Genomic DNA, 17,302 nt, shown 5'->3' with positions numbered 1-17,302 from the left:
TTTTAGCTATCTATAAAAACAGGGTTAAAACCCTGTTTATTAATGCGTGAATTTTTCAAAGTGTAAATTTATTCATTTTATATTCCTTATTTATTGCATTCATTCACAATTAGCTTCGCTGAATAAATATTTCACCATTTATCACTATTTTATTTTATCCAAACTACTTTTTCTTGTATTGGTTTTCGTGTTGCTTCTTTTACTAAATCATCTTTTGGAACACCCAAATAAAGAAAACCAACTACTTTTTCATTGTCAGACAATCCTAATTGTGAATGAGTTTCTTCTGCATAAACGAGCGCACCAGTTCCCCAATAACTTGCCAAGCCATAAACAGTAGCAGAAAGTTGTAAGTTCTGAATTCCACAGGCAACAGCTTCTATATCTTCAATTTCTGGAATTCGTGGGTTTTGATTTGTCTTTGCAACCACTACAATAATATGAGAAGATTCACTCATTCGGTTGCGTAGTTTAGTTGCTTTTAATTCATTATAGTCTTCTTTTGGAGTTAGTTTTTTATATAATTTTATCAAAAAATCGCCTAGTTTTTCTCTTGTTTCGTCAGCAAAAACAAAAAATTGCCAAGGCTCTAGTTTTCCATGATTAGGCGACCAAGTAGCATTTTCTAAAAGTTGCCAAATTATTTTATCATCAATTTTTTCGCCTGTGCATTCATGAGGAAAAATAGTTCTTCTATTTTTGATAAGTTCGTTTATTTGCTCTGGTGTGATTGTCGTGGTTGTATTTTTCATAGCTGTTTTTTTGTATCACAGACTTGCTAATCTGTGTAAATTTTCATTTAAAGTTTTTTTAAAAAACAGACTAAAAAATCTGTTTTACTTGTCATTTTACAAAAATACTCAAAATTTTGATTCTTGTTTTAGCATTTACAAAGTCTTAACCTTTTTATATTTTTGAACAGAAAAGCTATTTTTATGTTATGATATTGGCTTTTTGCTAAAAACTATTACTTCTCAATCTAATTGTAACTACTGACTAAATGACAGTACAATTACTTTTCTGAAATAAGAAACAGCAGAAAGCATTATTTTTGTACAACCTTGAGAATACAAAACAATATATTTGGGAAAGACTAAAATCATTTTCATTTTTATAAAATTTTAATTCATTTTTTACTAAATAAAAATATTTTTTATTATGGCAGCTATTGAAGCAACACAAGCAACTTTTACAGAACTTATCTCTTCAAGCCAACCTGTTTTGGTTGATTTTTGGGCAGAATGGTGTGGACCTTGTCAAATGATGACTCCTATTGTTCATGAGCTTTCTGATGAGTATGCTGGAAAAGCAAAAATCGCAAAGGTAGACGTAGATTCTAACTCAGAACTTACTGTAAAATATGGTGTTCGTAATATTCCTACAATTCTTATCTTTAAAGATGGCGAGATTGTAGAGAAAATTGTTGGAACAACTACAAAAAAAGAACTTCAAAACCGTATCGATAAATTGGTATAAATTTATTGAAAACTCGTTTAGTTTAGAAAACTCTATTTTCTTCTTTTGAAGAGAATGGAGTTTTTTTATGTTGAACTCTGTGTCGTCGATGAGACACCGACAAGGGCAAAGATTCTACTTTTTAATGACTCTCAAATATAATTTTTCTACCTGCTCTCTAGCCCAAGGTGTTTTTCGCAAAAATGTCAGACTAGATTTAATAGAAGGGTCATTTTTGAAACAGTTAATATTTACTTCTTTAGCCATTTTTTCCCAGCCTTGTTTTTCTACTAAGGTTTCTACTATATCAGCTAATTTTACTCCGTGCAAAGGGTCATTTGATTTGTTGGGAGATTGCTCGTTGTTGGGAGTAGGTGTATTTTCCATATTTTGTTTGTTAGTATGATAGATTATATTAAACCTTATCACAGTTTGTATTAAGGTAATTCAGACTTCCAGTCTGAACATCAAAAATAGTATTTTATGAAATTCAACAGTCTGGAAGGCTGTTATACAAAAATAACTGTGATAACCTTTATTCTTTAGAGTCTTTAAAAGTAGGTAATTAAAGTCAATATCGAAATAAATTAGTCAATTCTGATATTGCAAATCTAACAGACATTCTTACAATAAAAAGTCTGACCTAAATAGATTGAACTTGATTTAGGTCAGACTAGAAATAGAACCAATATTAAAAAGAAACTAAAATTTATTCTTTAAAAATTTGTAGATGTTCAGTAGCATCCTTTCCAACTATTTTTATATAATATATTCCGTTATTCAGTTGTCTGAGGCTGATTAGATTTTTTCCTGCTGCTAAATTTAAGGTTTGAGAAATATGCAATGCTCCGTTGACATCATATATTTTTACTTCTACACTTTCTTCTTTTCCTGCTATGCGTATTTCATCTGTTGTAGGATTTGGATATAAAATGAATGCAGATTTTTTGATTAATGTACTTTCTTCATTACACGAAGGGGCAACAGAAGAATTACTAAAATAGATAGTAAAATTAGAGCTTGTAGAAACTAACACAAAATTATTTCCATCTATTGCAGCATAATATGTTCCATCAAAGCCACTAATACCTGTATTGCTTAGTGTAAGAGTAGGTTGCGAAAGATTTAACGAGTGTGTCGTTCCTTGAAGTAGATTTACCCACCAATTAGGTTGTCCATTGTTTGTACTCATAGATAATTGATACAAACCAAAATGTGAACTTTCATTTTGCCAATTAATACTAAAATTTATAATATTACTCAAGTCAGGTCCATTACCTATGACATGAAGATTTGTATAGGATTTGTTTAGATTAGGTAAACTTGTTGAGGTAGGAGTTCCAAAAGAGCAGTTTGTATTTCCACCTCCAGTATTATCTTCTACCACTACTGTGATAATCTCAGAAGTAGTGCTTGCCTCTTCGTTATCTGTTGCTTTGGCAGTAAATTGATAATTTCCGACACTAACATTATCAAAACTAAAAGCATAAGGTGAGGTTTGAGTTTCTCCAATTTTCTGATTGTTGCTATAAAATTCTACTTTTACTATTTGTCCATCGCTATCATTTGCTGTAGCTGTTAGATTAATAGATTGACCTTCTTGAAAAACAGTGTTATTAGTTGGCGAAGTAAAACTTATTGTAGGTGCTACATTTGGAATATCTATATCACCTTCAACTACTATTGTAACAATATCAGAAGTAGTGCTTGCTCCTTCATTATCTGTTGCTTTGGCAGTAAATTGATAACTTCCTATACTAGCATTATCAAAACTAAAAGTATAAGGCGACGTTTGAGTTTCTCCAATCTTCTGATTGTTGCTATAAAATTCTACTTTTACTATTTGTCCATCGCTATCATTTGCTGTAGCTGTTAAGGTAATGGATTGACCTTCTTGAAAAGTAGTGTTATTAGTTGGGGAAGTAAAACTTATTGTAGGATATAAGTTCGTTGTAGTATCTGGATTAATCTCTGGTTTCCACCAATTTCCAGAAATATAAAGCATACATAAAAGATTGATGGTTGCATCATAATAATCGTAATAACCTGTTTTCAAATGATCCCAACCATCATTTAAGAATGCTTGATGACTTATATCAACAGTACTTGCTACAATTAATGGAGCTGTAAATGCTTTTGATGTATAAGAAAATAAAGGTGTGCCACTCAATGTATAACCTGCTTTATATTGAGATGGATTATTATTAGTCGTAATTTTTGCCCAATTGACAATTTTATTTACAGTTGTTTTAGAATCTATATTTCCATAATGCCCATAATCCATTGCTACACGCCAAGGAAAACGACACGCATTCCAAGAGTAATCATCATCTGTATCTGCTTCCAAAAAATTAGGAGTAGCAGGTTGTGGAGTGCTGCCTATCACAAAATCAGGCATCAAACCTGTATTAGGTGAATAATTTTGGCGAATCTGACTCATAATATTATAGGCTACATCAATAGATTCTGTCCAAAAACTATCTCCTGTAATCTGTCCGTAGGCACGCATTTGAGCAGTCATCCAATCAGAAGAACGTGTAGTGTAAGCATTGGTATCCCAGTCACCTAACATAACTCGCTTGCTTTGTGTATTCATTGAGCCTAATTTAAGACCTTTATTAATCATATCAATAGCTTCTTGACGATAATTAATTTGTCCATCAGAACCCCATTGATAATGCGCCAAAATAAGGGAATAAGCAATATCAAAATCACCATCAGTAGCTGAATTTTCACCTCCATTTTCCGAATTTTCTACCATCCAGCTCATTAGTTCATTATTTATGGTGCTACGATGTTGGTCAAAATAGTTGTAAAGCCCATCATAGTAAGTTTTGGCATTACTATCATGACCTGCCATCAGAACGGTGATAAGCATTCCCCACCCGTGTCCTTCAGAAGTTCCTTTGGCAGGTTCGCTACAATTAGTACATCCGCCTTTTACATAATATCCACCAGTCATGGTAGTTGGTTTTAAAAAATTGTCACGCCAATCTTTGTAATAATTTGCTACATCTGTATCTAGTTGATTTTGTGAAATATGATTAGGTTTGATGCTATTTGCCCAATTTTTCTGTTGAGGAAAAGGATAGTTTTGTGCTACAAGGTTTTGAATAAAAAATAGAGACAAAATACACACACATATAAGGGTTTGTCTTGTATTCATTTTATATAACTTTATAAAGGTAGTAAATTGATTATGAAAGAGTAGTGTTTACTTAATTAGTTAGCTATAACTCTTTTACGAATTATGAGGTTCTTAAAATACACTAATCTTCTATGGATTAACCCTATAAACAAGCCTTATATTGTATTTTAAAAATTAAAAATATAATTTTTTTATTCAATCGCCAGTTGAAATAGATTTTATGTAGTTTTGGTTTGAAGCAAAATAGATATAAATATTTTAATCTTTACAAATAATGATTTCTTGTTTTATACACTAAATTATTATTTTTACAACTATTTTTATAACGTATAAGTGCTTTATTTTTTAAGGAGATTAGAGAAGAAAAATAATGAGTAATAAGTCGCTAAAAATGTATATTTTACTGAACCTTTTTTTTTTTGGTGCGTTAAGAGAATGATTTTATATAACTAGAAAAAAATAAGACAAGGAAATAACTTTTTTGTAGAAAAATAAAAGGAAATTTTACATTAATTTTGAGATTTTCTTTTTAGAAAAGTTAAATTTTTGTTAATTTGGCTTATCTTTTCAGTATTTCCGTTCAAAACGATACAGACAATTTTTTATATTATTCATCATTTTTAATCTATATTATTTTTATGGCAAATTCAGATAACGGTGGTTTAGGCGTAGTAACATTCATTGCAGGTTTAGCAGTAGGTGCATTAGTAGGCGTTTTGATGGCACCAGAAGCAGGCGACAAAACTCGTGGTCGTATTGCTCGCAAGTCAAATGACCTTTTAGAAGAGTTGGAAGGACAAGTAGAAATTACAAAGCACAAAGTAAATCAGTTCAACGAATCAATGAAAGAACGTGCTAATACGCTTGCAGCAGATGCAAAGGCAAAAGCAAATGAACTTGCTGATAAGGCAAAAAATCAAATTGAAAATGCAAAAGGAGATAGCGCAGAAGCATAACCTTTGATTTTATGTTATAATAAAAGTACACTTTTTAAAGAATCTTAATCTATCCATTTATTAGATTAAGATTCTTTTTTTTGTATTTTCGTTTTTTATTAAAATTTGATTGATAAGTAATTCATTTATCATTCATCCTGCCGTTGTTGGTGTTCTCACCAATGACACAAACACAAAAATTACTCTATGCAACATTTTTCATTACAATTAAAAACTATATTCTCTAGTTTGGTTTTATTTTCTCTTTTTACAGCTTGTAATCCAGAGAAAAAATCAATAGAAACAACTGATTCTATTACAGAAATTGATTCTACTAATCAAATGACTACTTCAACGCCCACTGATATTCATACTTTTGCTATGCCAGAAGATGCAAAAATCACACATTTAGACTTAAAATTAAATGTAGATTTTGAAAATAAAATGCTTTCAGGAATTGCTACTTATGATGTAGAAATACAAAATAATATAGACAAGATCTATTTAGATACTCGTAGCCTGACCATCGAAAATGTAGAAGTAGATGGACAAAAAGCAAACTTCGAACTTGCAACAGAAGACAAAAATTTGGGTCAAAAACTGACTATTCCAGTTACCGATGAGTCTAAAAAAGTAACCATTACTTACAAAACCTCATCAGATGCAGAGGCTCTACAATGGCTTTCTCCTTCACAAACAGCAGGAAAGAAAAGTCCATTTTTGTTTACTCAATCACAGGCTATTTTGGCTCGTACATGGGTTCCTACACAAGACAGTCCAGGTATTCGTTTTACTTATACGGCTGAGGTAACTGTTCCTAAAGACCTTATGGCAGTAATGAGTGCAGAAAATCCACAGCAAAAAAATGACTCAGGTATTTATAGTTTTAAGATGGAGCAACCAATTCCTGCTTATCTTTTAGCTCTTGCAGTTGGCGATTTACGTTTTCAGCCTATTGGTGAACGTACAGGTGTGTATGCAGAACCTTCTGTAATTAGTAAAGCTGCTTATGAGTTTGAGGAAATGGATAAAATGTTAGAAGCTGCCGAAACGCTTTATGGCAAATACGCATGGGGACGTTATGATTTGATTGTCTTACCTCCTAGTTTTCCTTTTGGAGGAATGGAAAATCCTCGTCTTACTTTTGCAACACCTACTATTTTGGCTGGCGACCGTTCGCTCACTTCTTTAGTTGCTCACGAATTAGCTCACTCTTGGTCTGGAAATTTGGTAACTAATGCGACGTGGAATGACTTTTGGCTTAACGAAGGTTTTACTGTTTATTTTGAAAACAGAATAATGGAAGAAGTCTATGGAAAAGATTATGCTGAAATGTTAGCTCTTATTTCATACCAAGATTTAAAAAGTGAAGTAGCTGCCATGACTTCAGCAGGAAGTGCAGAAGACACAAAACTCAAATTAGATCTTACAGACCGTAATCCAGATGATGGAGTAACTTCAATTGCTTACGACAAAGGTTTTTATCTCTTAAAATTAATTGAAAACACAGTAGGTCGTGAAAAATTTGATACTTTTTTAAATAAGTATTTTACTGAATATGCTTTCAAAACAACAAATACAGAAGACTTCTTAACTTATTTAGATAAAAATCTTTTGTCACAAGTAGAAGGTTCTATGGAAACTATCAATCCAAAAAAATGGATTTATGAAACAGGCATTCCTGCTAATATTCCAAAAATTGAATCTGAACGTTACGACAAATCTATTGCAGCAGCACAATCTTGGAAAGATGGAACACCAGCAGCACAATTAGACACAAAAGATTGGACATATCAACAATGGTTATTCTTCCTTCGTGCTTTACCAAATCAGCTTAGTTCACAACAAATGGATGAGTTAGACAAAAAATTTAAATTTTCAGAAACTGGAAACAATGAAGTTTTGGGAGAATGGCTTGTAAAAGTAGCTCATAACCAATATGAAAAGTCGTATCCTCAACTGCGTAAATTCTTGGTGAATGTAGGGCGAAGAAAGTTTTTAAGTCCTATCTATTCAGAACTTATCGCAAACGAAAAAACGATTCCTTTAGCAAAAGAAATTTACGAAGAAGCAAAACCAAATTATCACTTTGTAGCTTCATCTAGTATTGAAAAAATGTTGGAAGGAAAGTAATTTTTTTTAGCCTCTAAGAGTTATAAAAGTCTTAGAGGCTTTTTATTTTTTTAAACCTTAAAATTTATGCGTTATTTTATTTTCTTTATCCTTGTCTTTTTGTTTACTTCTTGTGAAATATTTCAAAGTGGAGTTTCTCCTGAGGAGTATAAGGCTTTAGTAGATTTTTATAAAGCTACTGATGGAGATAATTGGCATAGAAATAATGGATGGGATATTAATCAAGACCCAGAAAAAAATACAGTAAATAATAGATGGGCAGGAATAAATGTAAAAGGACATCATGTAGTAGAAATTAATTTTTCACAATATAATCTGAATGGAAATATTCCAGTTTCTATTCAAAATCTGCCTTACTTAGAAGCTATTTCATTAAGTATGAATTCAATAAAAGAACTTCCGAAAGAAATTGGTAGTTTGAAAAAATTGGAAATTCTTAATTTAGGTAATAATTTGTTAGAAAAGATACCTGATGAAATAGGTAATTTGACCAACCTCAGAGAACTTAATTTATCCTCAAACAAAATAAAGAAAATACCTACTCAAATTGGTAACTTAAAAAAGTTAGAAGATTTGGGTATAAGTCAAAATTCAATAGAAAATATACCTAATGAAATTGGAAATTTAGAAAGACTTATTCAATTAAGTTTTTATATGAATAAGATAAAAAAAGTACCAAGTAGTATATCAAATCTGAAAAAGCTGCGATTTTTAAACCTTGCAAATAATCTAATTGAAAATTTACCAAATGAAATTGGAGAGTGCGAAAGTTTGGAAAACTTAGATTTATACACAAATAAGTTGAAAAATTTACCAAAAAATATTTCAAAACTCAAAGAACTAGAACAATTAAATATTTCAAAAAATAATTTAGAAGGTTTACCAACCGAATTTTCTGAACTAAAAGATAATCTGCTATTTCTAAAACTATATCAAAATAATTTTGGTGGAAAAATTCCTTCTGTAATTTTTGAGTTAGACAGCCTTAGAAATTTGAATTTACGTCTAAATAAAATCACAAGTCTTCCAAAAGAGATCAGTAATCTTAAAAAATTAGAGATATTAGATTTAGGAATTAATAAGATAGAGAATATACCAAATGAAATAAGCGAACTAAAAGATTTAATGTATATTGATTTGAGTGGAAATAAATTTAAAAACTTTCCTATAGAAATTTTAGATTCAGAAAACCTACAAGTTCTCTATTTACAAAACAATAAATTACAATCTATCCCAAATAAAATTAGTAATCTAAAAAACTTAAAAACATTGTATATATCAGACAATAAAATTACAGAATTACCTACAAGCATTAATAATATCCAAACGTTGTATGGCATACAAGCAGATAGAAACCCTATAAAAAACAAAGCAGAAATAAGTCAATTAAGTAGATAAAAAAAATGATTCACACTAAAACATCACACAATCACATCCTTCCAAACACTTAAAAAGATTCAAGATATTTCGTTCTCTTAGCGAATAATAAACGTTTTTCCCTTCTCTTTTGGAAGACAAAATTCCTTTTAATTTCATATTTGAGAGATGATGAGAAGTAAGTGATTGTTCGACTTCCAAGCCTTCACAAATTTGATTTACTGACAAACGTTCTTCTTTTTCCAATAATTTCAAAATACCTAAACGAACAGGATGAGCAACAGTTTTGAGAATAAAAGCGGCTCTTTCTAGTGTTTCTACATCAATTTGCAATGTTTTTTCTTCAAGATTAGATTCTATATTATTTTTTAAATTAGATTCCATAATTGATTTTAGTTTTTAGCAAGTAATTATTTTTCCCCTTTTAAATTTTTAAGAATATATAAATTAACATTTGTTTATATGTTCATATAAGTAGATAACGAAAAAATAGAGTTTTTGGTTATTAGAATATTAGACTCTATGTCATCTATAGTAAATCAATTATTGAGATTCTTCATTGCCTTCCAATCTTGCCAAGTAATGAAAAAGTAAGCTATCAGAAAAAATGGAGGTATTGCCCAAAAAATAATAAGAGTAATTTTGTTTGTATTTGCTGGATTATCAAAAACAAGAAAAATCAGTATAAAAGTAATTAAGTAAACCACTGCACTTATAGCATGTATTTTTCGAAACCTTTCTACTTCTTTTGAATAACTCCCTTGAAGAATATGATATGTCAGCCCAACAGAATTATAAAGAGCAATAGGAATCAAACCAAAAAGACCTAAAATCACAAAATATCCATTGATACAAGATAAAAACCCAAAAATCAGAGTTAAGGCAAAGAAAAAACCTTGAATATAAAAATCAATTGTTAAGAATTTATGTTTATCAGGATTGAAAGTTGATTTTTTCATAGGTATAAAATTCTATTTAGATTTTAAATGATTGTGATTTTTTTTCATAGCTTTAAAATCTTGCCAAGTAATAAGAAAATAAGACAACAAAAAAACAAAAGGAATAGCTGAAATAACATAAAATACGAGTCCTTCATCTATTAAATTATCTTTGATATAAAATAATAGTCCCACAATAGAAGAAAAACCCAAAATAGCATGAACTATTCTGAGCAGAACTATATTTTTAGAGTAACTACCCATAAAAATATGAATCAAGAGTCCTACTGAATTATAAATTGCCACAGGAACAACCAGCCACAGACCAAAAGCCATAAAGAGAGTATCAAAAATAGATAAAATGGCAAGCACAACAGCCACTCCAGTAAAAGCAGCTTGTGCATAAAAATCAAAAGAAAGGAATGATTTTTTATTAGGATGTTTAGAAAACATAATATTCAATTTTAATTGAAGGTGGGTATAAAATATGTTTAGATATTATTTATTAGTTTGTTCTAGTATTTCCAATAAAAAATCTACTACTGTTGTGGGCGAACATTCTTGTGTAATTGTGCTAAACTGTACTATTCCTGTCTCTAATTGAAAGCATGTCTTTCCAATTTGACTATTATTCTCATCAAAAAAAGTAAGTTTAAGAAAGGTCTTGTCTATTCCATCTGTATAAACACATTGTTTCTTCCATTTCCAAAGTGGTTTTTTCCGAATAATAAGTTGTAATATTTCATGGGCTGCAATTTCTTGAGTCATAATTTCAAATAGTTTAGAAAGTGTAATTGTGTGTATTTATTATTTTTTAAGCTATTATACTCTTCTTCTTTTTAAGAAAAATTAAAAAAAAACTCTTTAGTATATGCATTATAGACTTTAATTCAGAGTGATAATTAATTCTTAAAATCTTATAATTACAATGATAATAAGTATATTTGCAACTCTTTACTCAATATAATCAAAATTTATTTTGGATTAAAGAAAAATAGTAAATAGAAAATTTTGTTCGCATGTATTCGTTTTACTATTAATTAAATTAACTATTTTTTATTAGTATATAATTTATACTATTTTATTAAATAAGTCTTCATATAAAGTTAATACTCTTATATACAATATTATCAACCAATGAAAAAACTATTTTTACTCTTACTTTTTACGTTATTTTACTCTTCTTCGTTTTCTGTTTTTGCTCAAGATCCTTGTATTCGTACTTCTGAAGGACGAGAGTTTTGGGTAGGGTATATGGAAAATGATCTTACTGCACCAGATCTAAATATACGTTTGTATGTAACCTCACGTTTTGCTGTTACAGGTAATGTCTTCGCTGATGGTGGTACTACCAACGTGGCAGCTATTAATGTAGCTGCTAATACTTCTCAATCTATAGAATTAACTCCTATTAGTACATATTCTGTTTCTAATGCTCAGACAGTACAGAATAAAGGTGTTTTTGTTTCTACTTCTGATGCTGTGAGTTTATATGCATTGAATAGAGGAAGGTTTACAGCAGATGCAGCTCTGATATTTCCATTAGAAGGGTTAGGAACAGAATATTATACGATGAGTTTTAGTCCTAATGGTCGTCAAACACAATTTTTGATAGTTGGAACAGAAGATGGTACAACTGTAAATATAACTCCTTCTGCTAATACAACTCTTGGAAGTCCTGCTGGAATTCCAATATCAATTACTCTTGATAGAGGACAAACTTATTTAGTAAAGTCAAGTTCGGATCTGACAGGAAGTTTTATACAAGGAAGTAGCCCAATTGCTGTTTTTTCTGGTAATACTCGGGTAAATATTGGTACTAGTTCATCAGACCATCTTTATGAACAAATACCATCTTCAAATACTTGGGGTAGAAATTTTGTTACGATACCCTCAGTAAGAAGCCCTGGTACTACCTTAAGAGCGTATGATTATTTCAGAGTATTAGCTCAAAAAGATGGTACAGTAGTTACTATTAGTGGAGACCCTGCTTCTCCTGTAACTTTGGACGCTGGCGAGTTCCATCAATTTAATACACAAGGTAATAACGTACCTCGTGTTATCAGTTCTACTGAGTCTGTATTAGTAGGGCAGTTTACTCTATCACAACAATTTTCAGGAGAAGATACAGACCCTTATTTTATATTACTTTCTTCAAATGAGCAAATAGTTAAAGATATCAACGTAGAAGCTATAAGTACTGCTCAAGTAAATAACTTTTTTATTAGTATAGCAACCAAAACTACAAATGTAGGAAATGTAAGACTTAATGGAGTAAATCTTACATTTACTCCTATTGCTGGTTCAAACATGTCTTACACACAACAAGCAGTAGCTGCAGGAACATACAATATTGATAATACTTTAGCTACAAATGATGGATTTATAGCTTATGTACATGGATATGGAACAACAGAATCCTATGGCTATTTAGCAGGAAGTAGTCTTGAAACAGTAGTAGACGTAGCTAATGATGTAGCCTACTGTGACGGAACAACATTAGATAGAACTTTAGAAGCTCCTGACGGATTTATTCGTTATGAATGGCGTCTTCTTCCAGACCCAACTATTATCAGCACAAGTCAAGACCTTACAGTAACTGTTTCTGGGAGTTATGAACTTACCACAGAAAATGCAGATGGATGTATAAAAACAGATGTAACAGAAGTAATTTTTAGTCCTCCAGCGATTGCAGATATCAAATATCAAGGTTCTTCTGTAGATGAAATTCGTCTTTGTGATAGCTTAGGACAACAAACTATTAGTGGTTTTGATGTTTCTCATACAACAGATAACTCATATATTTGGAGAATAGCAGGAGACCCAACAATAATAGGTACAACTGCTAATTTGATAGTAGGTAACTTTTCAGCTACTACAGTCTATGAGCTTGAAGTTGTTAATGCAGCTACTCAATGTAGTTCGGCAGGCAACGGAAGTACATTTGATGAAATAACAGTTATTTTTGATCCTACTCATGATGTAGATATTGTTTTTGATGGTGCTACTCCTGACGTAATAACTTTTTGTGACTCAGAAGGCGAACAAACTATAGAAGCATCTCTAACACCCCTTCCTAGTGATGTAACATATAAGTGGTTTAAGGATGGAGTATTAATGCCAACAGAAACTTCAAGTACACTTGTTGTAAATGAATTTTCTGCTACTACTCGTTATAGAGTGGAAGCTCTACGTCCTGATCAAACACTTTCTTGTCTTCAAACAGATGATATTGTAGTTACTTTTTATCCAGTAGCTCTCATACAACATGATGGATTAGTTAGTGATGATGAATTGTTTTTCTGTAATGCACAAGGCGCACAAACTATTCGTACAGGTATTGCAGATGATCCTCAATTAGAATATCAATGGAGAGATATTACAGACCCTGCCAATCCTGTGGATTTGGGTACAGACTTCGAATTGGTAATAGATAATTTTTCAAGCACTAGAGTTTATGAAATTACTATAACTGATTTAGAAAATGGAGCTAGTAATCCTTGTCCACTCACAGATGTAGTAACAGTTACTTTCTTTGGTAGTGAAATTAGAGAAGTAGGACAAACAAACGAACCAGATGAATTAACTTACTGTGCAGAAGATGGAATTAGAACATTAGAAGTTAATGTAACACCTAATTTACTTCCTTTTTCACAAATAAAATGGTTTGAGAAGAATGGCTCAGTTTTAACACAAGTGGGAACAGGGGCATCATTAAATGTAGATGAATTTCAACCAAATATTATAGTAACTAAAACCTATGTGGTTCAAATATCAAATCCACGAGTAGATTGTATTTCAGAAGATGAAATTATTATTAATTTTCTTCCTCCTTTAGGTCTTGGTTTAATAGGCAGCACAGATATTTGTGATGGAGACCAAACACCTATTACGTTTAGACTTAGTGGTTCTTTTCCAATGACACTTACTTATCGCAAAACTCCATTAATAGGAAGTCCTGTTATTGAACAAGTAATTGTGGGAACAGCTACAACTTCAAGTCCATTTGATTATATTGTACAATCACAAGGGGGAACATATCAAGCACTGGCACTTACAAATGACCTTTGTGAATTATCGCCAGTTCCTACCACAATAGTAGAAGTAACAGTTACTCCAAAACCAGACGTTACTATTTCTTCACCTGACACTTCCATTTGTGCTAATCAAACTACAAAATTTGTAGCAGAAGGAGCAACTAACTATGTATTCTATAAAAATGGATTGCCTATGCCAGCAGGCGCAGTTGCAAACGAATATGAACCTATTGCAGGTACTTTCCAAAATGGTGATAAAATTTGGGTCATCGGAGAAACAAATGGATGTCCTGATACAAGCCGAATCATGACAATGATTGTCTATCCTCTGCCTGTAGTAGATTTGGGAGTCGATAAATACAAATGTAAAACTGATACTGCTTTTCTTGTCGCTCCTCAAGGAGATTTTATCTATGATTGGAAAAAAATAGATACCGATGGAAATCCTATTTCAGTAGGAAATGGCAACGATACTCTTTTTGTTTTAGATACAGGAACATATTTTATTCGATTAGAAAACGCTATTACACGTTGTTCTTCCATTAGTAACCGAGTAAAAGTATTCAATTTTGATGATGAAGTAGTTGTAGATTTGGGACAAGACCGAACCATTTGTTCTCCAGCTGATTTGCCTTATAGACTTATTGGAAGCGATTTATCACATCTTGCAGGAACAACCTATCAGTGGTATGTAGCAGGACAAAATACAATAATTGGTACAGATTCAATATTTGATGTAACAGAAGAAAATACCTATAGCCTTGTTGTTCAAGACCCAAGAGGATGTCAGATTAGTGATACTGTTCGTATTAATTTTGCTCCTACTCCTGATTTTGTAATTACAGGACACGAAAATCCAAACTGTTCTACTTTTGATACCCTTCGTATTGAAAGAAGTAATGTTAAAGGAATGATTATAAATTGGTTTGGAAATGGAATTGTTTCTACTTCAGATTCTTCTAAAGTCGCTATTGTAAATGTAAGTGGAACATACACAGCCACCATAACTGATACCACAACAAGTGCAAATTGTTCTTATACTCAATCTGTGGAAGTTTTTGTTCGACCTAATATTGATTTAGGAATAACAACAACTGCCACAAGCGATACAATTCGTATTTGTGAAGGAGATTCGTTAGTTCTTGATGCCTTCCGTCCTGAACATAACAATAATTTTAATTATCAATGGAGAGTGATTGAAAGCAATACAGTAGTTTCTACAAAATCCAAAATTGCTATCAGACAGACTATGGTAGATAATTATATAGCCAATCGTTTTGAGGTAAAAGTAACTGACCCTAATCTAACTGGAGGAGGAAATTGTTCTATTTTAGATACAATTATTGTTCGTTTTGATAGAAAATCAGGTGTTCAGATTGATTCGAATTTTATCAAAACATTGTGTCTAGGTCAAACACAAACACTTTCAGCTGTTGGCGCAGATTCCTACCAATGGAGCAATGGAGAAACAACTCAAACTATTGAAGTAACACCTACTCAAGCAGGTTTTTACACATTTATTGTGAAAGGAATTTTCTCTACACCAAATCGTTGTGGAGCAAGTGCAGATACAATCAAATTTAGAGTTGTACCTGTCCCTGAGATTGATATTCCAGAAGAAGTAGTGATTTGTGAGAATGATTCGGTGGAAGTAGATGCCTTTTTGCCTTCTCATCAGCCTCGTTATGTGTATGAATGGAAAAATGAAAATACAGGAGAAATAATTGACACAACAGCTATTCATGTATTCAAACAAGACTCTTCAAATATCAATTATGAGCCTCAAACTTATAGAGTAGGCGTTTATGATACACTTGGTGGGGGACGTTGTGGGGCAGAAAGTCTGATTACTGTTACATTTAATCGTAGTGCAACTACAAAAATTATAGCTTCTGATACATTGGTTTGTGTAGGCGAACAAATTACGCTTCGTGCAACAGGAGCAACCAACTTTCTATGGAATACTGGTGAAACAACACAAGAAATAACGTTTTCTTCGGATTCAGCAGGTATTTTTAGGTATACAGTCATTGGAAGTTATGGAGATGGAACGAATACAAATGTATGCCAAAGCACAGAAAAGAGTATTTTGGTTCAATTTAAAGCTATTCCAACAGTTACATTGAATACTCCTGATAGTATCAGTATTTGTGCAGGTGAATCGGTTGAGTTTATTGCAAATGGAGGCGCAACCTATACGTGGTCGCATTCCCCAACGGCAAGTGGAGATACTGTTGTGGTTAATCCAACCAACACAACAACCTATATTGTTACTGGTTTTGATACGTTGGGTTGTTCTTCTACTGATACTACAGTCGTTTTGGTGCAACCTAAAATAGATTTAGGCGCAGATAAGCAGCTTTGTGAAGGGGATACAGCCGTTATTGGTGCAGAGCGTCCAGAAGGAGCAACGTATTTATGGAATACAGGGCAAATTTCAGATTCTATTCGTGTCAGAAAAAGTGGTTTGTATTATGTAGAAGTGAGTATTAATGAATGTAGTTATACAGATAGCATTCGTGTAGATTTCAAAGAAGCACCTATGTTGTCAGCAAAAGATACGATTTTGTGTTTTGAAGATGAAAATTCAGATCGTATTTTACATCAAATTGGTGTAACCATCAATAATTATGATTCTACAGCAACATATCGTTACCAATGGTTTGATGAAAACAATGAACTGGTAGGACAAGATTCTTTGCTTTCTACTGAATTTGGAGGAACTTATCTAGTTAGAGTAACAGCAGCCTATCCAAGTGCGTGTAATGGAATTACTAGCTTAGAAATAGAATCAAATTGCGACCCTCAAATCTTTATTCCAAGTGCATTTACGCCAAACAATGACAATCTAAATGAAGAGTGGGAAATATTTGGACGTTTTTATTCTAACCTTCGTATAAAAGTCCTTGATCGTTGGGGAATGGAAGTATATTCAGCTCTTCAAAAAAGAAGTGATGATGAAATTACATTTTGGGACGGAACATACAAAGGCAAAAAAGTACCTGCTGGAGTGTATTACTACGAAGTAACTTATACAAATCCAACTGATAAAAGCAATACTATAAAACAAACTGGAACGGTTACTATTATTTATTAGAGAATCTGTCAATAGTTTAAAAGATAGAATTTTTATAAAAAAATCAGTAATTATTTTGAGTCATCAAATAATTACTGATTTTTTTTGTAAAATACTCTGCATAAAAAGCAATTTATTGCTATTAATTTATGATAGTACTATTTATTCATAAAAAATAGGCAGCACAATAAATTTTATTGTAC

Annotated in this window: 12 protein-coding genes; 5 read left to right on the top strand and 7 right to left on the bottom strand. The window is 31.8% G+C overall.

What is annotated here, in order from left to right:
* Positions 1–149: 149 nt before the first annotated feature.
* Entirely contained in the window at positions 150–752 is a 603-nt protein-coding gene (locus V9L05_RS16300) for a nitroreductase (protein WP_338812915.1), read from the bottom strand.
* 406 nt (positions 753–1,158) lie between these two features.
* Between V9L05_RS16300 and trxA the strand changes: the two genes are divergently transcribed.
* Complete coding sequence (gene trxA, locus V9L05_RS16295; RefSeq protein WP_338792160.1) at positions 1,159–1,476, top strand: thioredoxin; 318 nt, start codon at positions 1,159–1,161, stop codon at positions 1,474–1,476.
* 114 nt (positions 1,477–1,590) lie between these two features.
* Here the strand turns inward: trxA and V9L05_RS16290 are convergent, their stop codons facing one another.
* The gene (locus V9L05_RS16290) at positions 1,591–1,842 is read right to left on the bottom strand and encodes a VF530 family protein (RefSeq protein WP_338792161.1); all 252 of its coding nucleotides are present in this window, start codon (positions 1,840–1,842) and stop codon (positions 1,591–1,593) included.
* Between the two features lie 322 nt (positions 1,843–2,164).
* A complete protein-coding gene (locus V9L05_RS16285) occupies positions 2,165–4,621 on the bottom strand; it encodes a glycosyl hydrolase family 8 (RefSeq protein ID WP_338812914.1) in 2,457 nt (818 codons plus the stop codon).
* Positions 4,622–5,241: 620 nt separating this feature from the next.
* Here V9L05_RS16285 and V9L05_RS16280 point away from each other — a divergent pair.
* The 3 genes from V9L05_RS16280 to V9L05_RS16270 all read left to right on the top strand — a co-directional run bounded on the left by V9L05_RS16280 (position 5,242) and on the right by V9L05_RS16270 (position 9,069).
* On the top strand, positions 5,242–5,559 hold the full coding sequence (locus V9L05_RS16280; RefSeq protein WP_338792163.1) for a YtxH domain-containing protein: 318 nt from the start codon (positions 5,242–5,244) through the stop codon (positions 5,557–5,559).
* 186 nt (positions 5,560–5,745) lie between these two features.
* Positions 5,746–7,671 (top strand): M1 family metallopeptidase, encoded by a 1,926-nt coding sequence (locus V9L05_RS16275; protein ID WP_338812913.1) that lies wholly within the window; start codon positions 5,746–5,748, stop codon positions 7,669–7,671.
* Positions 7,672–7,737: 66 nt separating this feature from the next.
* Positions 7,738–9,069: a leucine-rich repeat domain-containing protein gene (locus tag V9L05_RS16270; protein WP_338812912.1), complete on the top strand. Its 1,332-nt coding sequence runs from the start codon at positions 7,738–7,740 to the stop codon at positions 9,067–9,069.
* 15 nt (positions 9,070–9,084) lie between these two features.
* Here V9L05_RS16270 and V9L05_RS16265 read toward each other — a convergent pair whose 3' ends face one another.
* The 4 genes from V9L05_RS16265 to V9L05_RS16250 form a co-directional block, all read right to left on the bottom strand.
* On the bottom strand, positions 9,085–9,432 hold the full coding sequence (locus tag V9L05_RS16265) for a metalloregulator ArsR/SmtB family transcription factor (RefSeq protein ID WP_338812911.1): 348 nt from the start codon (positions 9,430–9,432) through the stop codon (positions 9,085–9,087).
* A gap of 155 nt (positions 9,433–9,587) precedes the next feature.
* Complete coding sequence (locus V9L05_RS16260) at positions 9,588–10,007, bottom strand: hypothetical protein (protein ID WP_338792166.1); 420 nt, start codon at positions 10,005–10,007, stop codon at positions 9,588–9,590.
* A 12-nt stretch (positions 10,008–10,019) separates the two neighbouring features.
* Positions 10,020–10,439: a hypothetical protein gene (locus tag V9L05_RS16255; protein WP_338792167.1), complete on the bottom strand. Its 420-nt coding sequence runs from the start codon at positions 10,437–10,439 to the stop codon at positions 10,020–10,022.
* A gap of 45 nt (positions 10,440–10,484) precedes the next feature.
* Entirely contained in the window at positions 10,485–10,754 is a 270-nt protein-coding gene (locus V9L05_RS16250; RefSeq protein ID WP_338792168.1) for a hypothetical protein, read from the bottom strand.
* A 369-nt stretch (positions 10,755–11,123) separates the two neighbouring features.
* On the opposite strand from V9L05_RS16250, the gene V9L05_RS16245 reads away from it, so the two are divergent.
* Positions 11,124–17,120 (top strand): gliding motility-associated C-terminal domain-containing protein, encoded by a 5,997-nt coding sequence (locus tag V9L05_RS16245; RefSeq protein WP_338812910.1) that lies wholly within the window; start codon positions 11,124–11,126, stop codon positions 17,118–17,120.
* The last annotated feature ends 182 nt before the right edge of the window (positions 17,121–17,302 follow it).

The organism is Bernardetia sp. Wsw4-3y2 (assembly GCF_037126295.1).
Classification (GTDB): Bacteria; Bacteroidota; Bacteroidia; order Cytophagales; family Bernardetiaceae; genus Bernardetia.
The sequence above is the reverse complement of the archived record's forward strand: the minus strand, read 5'-3'. Positions and strand labels throughout refer to the sequence as shown.

What these genes read in the sequence shown, in the direction of transcription:
- V9L05_RS16300 (WP_338812915.1), bottom strand. Translation starts at nt 752, where the DNA reads ATGAAAAATACAACCACGACAATCACACCAGAGCAAATAAACGAACTT.
- trxA (WP_338792160.1), top strand. Translation starts at nt 1,159, where the DNA reads ATGGCAGCTATTGAAGCAACACAAGCAACTTTTACAGAACTTATCTCT.
- V9L05_RS16290 (WP_338792161.1), bottom strand. Translation starts at nt 1,842, where the DNA reads ATGGAAAATACACCTACTCCCAACAACGAGCAATCTCCCAACAAATCA.
- V9L05_RS16285 (WP_338812914.1), bottom strand. Translation starts at nt 4,621, where the DNA reads ATGAATACAAGACAAACCCTTATATGTGTGTGTATTTTGTCTCTATTT.
- V9L05_RS16280 (WP_338792163.1), top strand. Translation starts at nt 5,242, where the DNA reads ATGGCAAATTCAGATAACGGTGGTTTAGGCGTAGTAACATTCATTGCA.
- V9L05_RS16275 (WP_338812913.1), top strand. Translation starts at nt 5,746, where the DNA reads ATGCAACATTTTTCATTACAATTAAAAACTATATTCTCTAGTTTGGTT.
- V9L05_RS16270 (WP_338812912.1), top strand. Translation starts at nt 7,738, where the DNA reads ATGCGTTATTTTATTTTCTTTATCCTTGTCTTTTTGTTTACTTCTTGT.
- V9L05_RS16265 (WP_338812911.1), bottom strand. Translation starts at nt 9,432, where the DNA reads ATGGAATCTAATTTAAAAAATAATATAGAATCTAATCTTGAAGAAAAA.
- V9L05_RS16260 (WP_338792166.1), bottom strand. Translation starts at nt 10,007, where the DNA reads ATGAAAAAATCAACTTTCAATCCTGATAAACATAAATTCTTAACAATT.
- V9L05_RS16255 (WP_338792167.1), bottom strand. Translation starts at nt 10,439, where the DNA reads ATGTTTTCTAAACATCCTAATAAAAAATCATTCCTTTCTTTTGATTTT.
- V9L05_RS16250 (WP_338792168.1), bottom strand. Translation starts at nt 10,754, where the DNA reads ATGACTCAAGAAATTGCAGCCCATGAAATATTACAACTTATTATTCGG.
- V9L05_RS16245 (WP_338812910.1), top strand. Translation starts at nt 11,124, where the DNA reads ATGAAAAAACTATTTTTACTCTTACTTTTTACGTTATTTTACTCTTCT.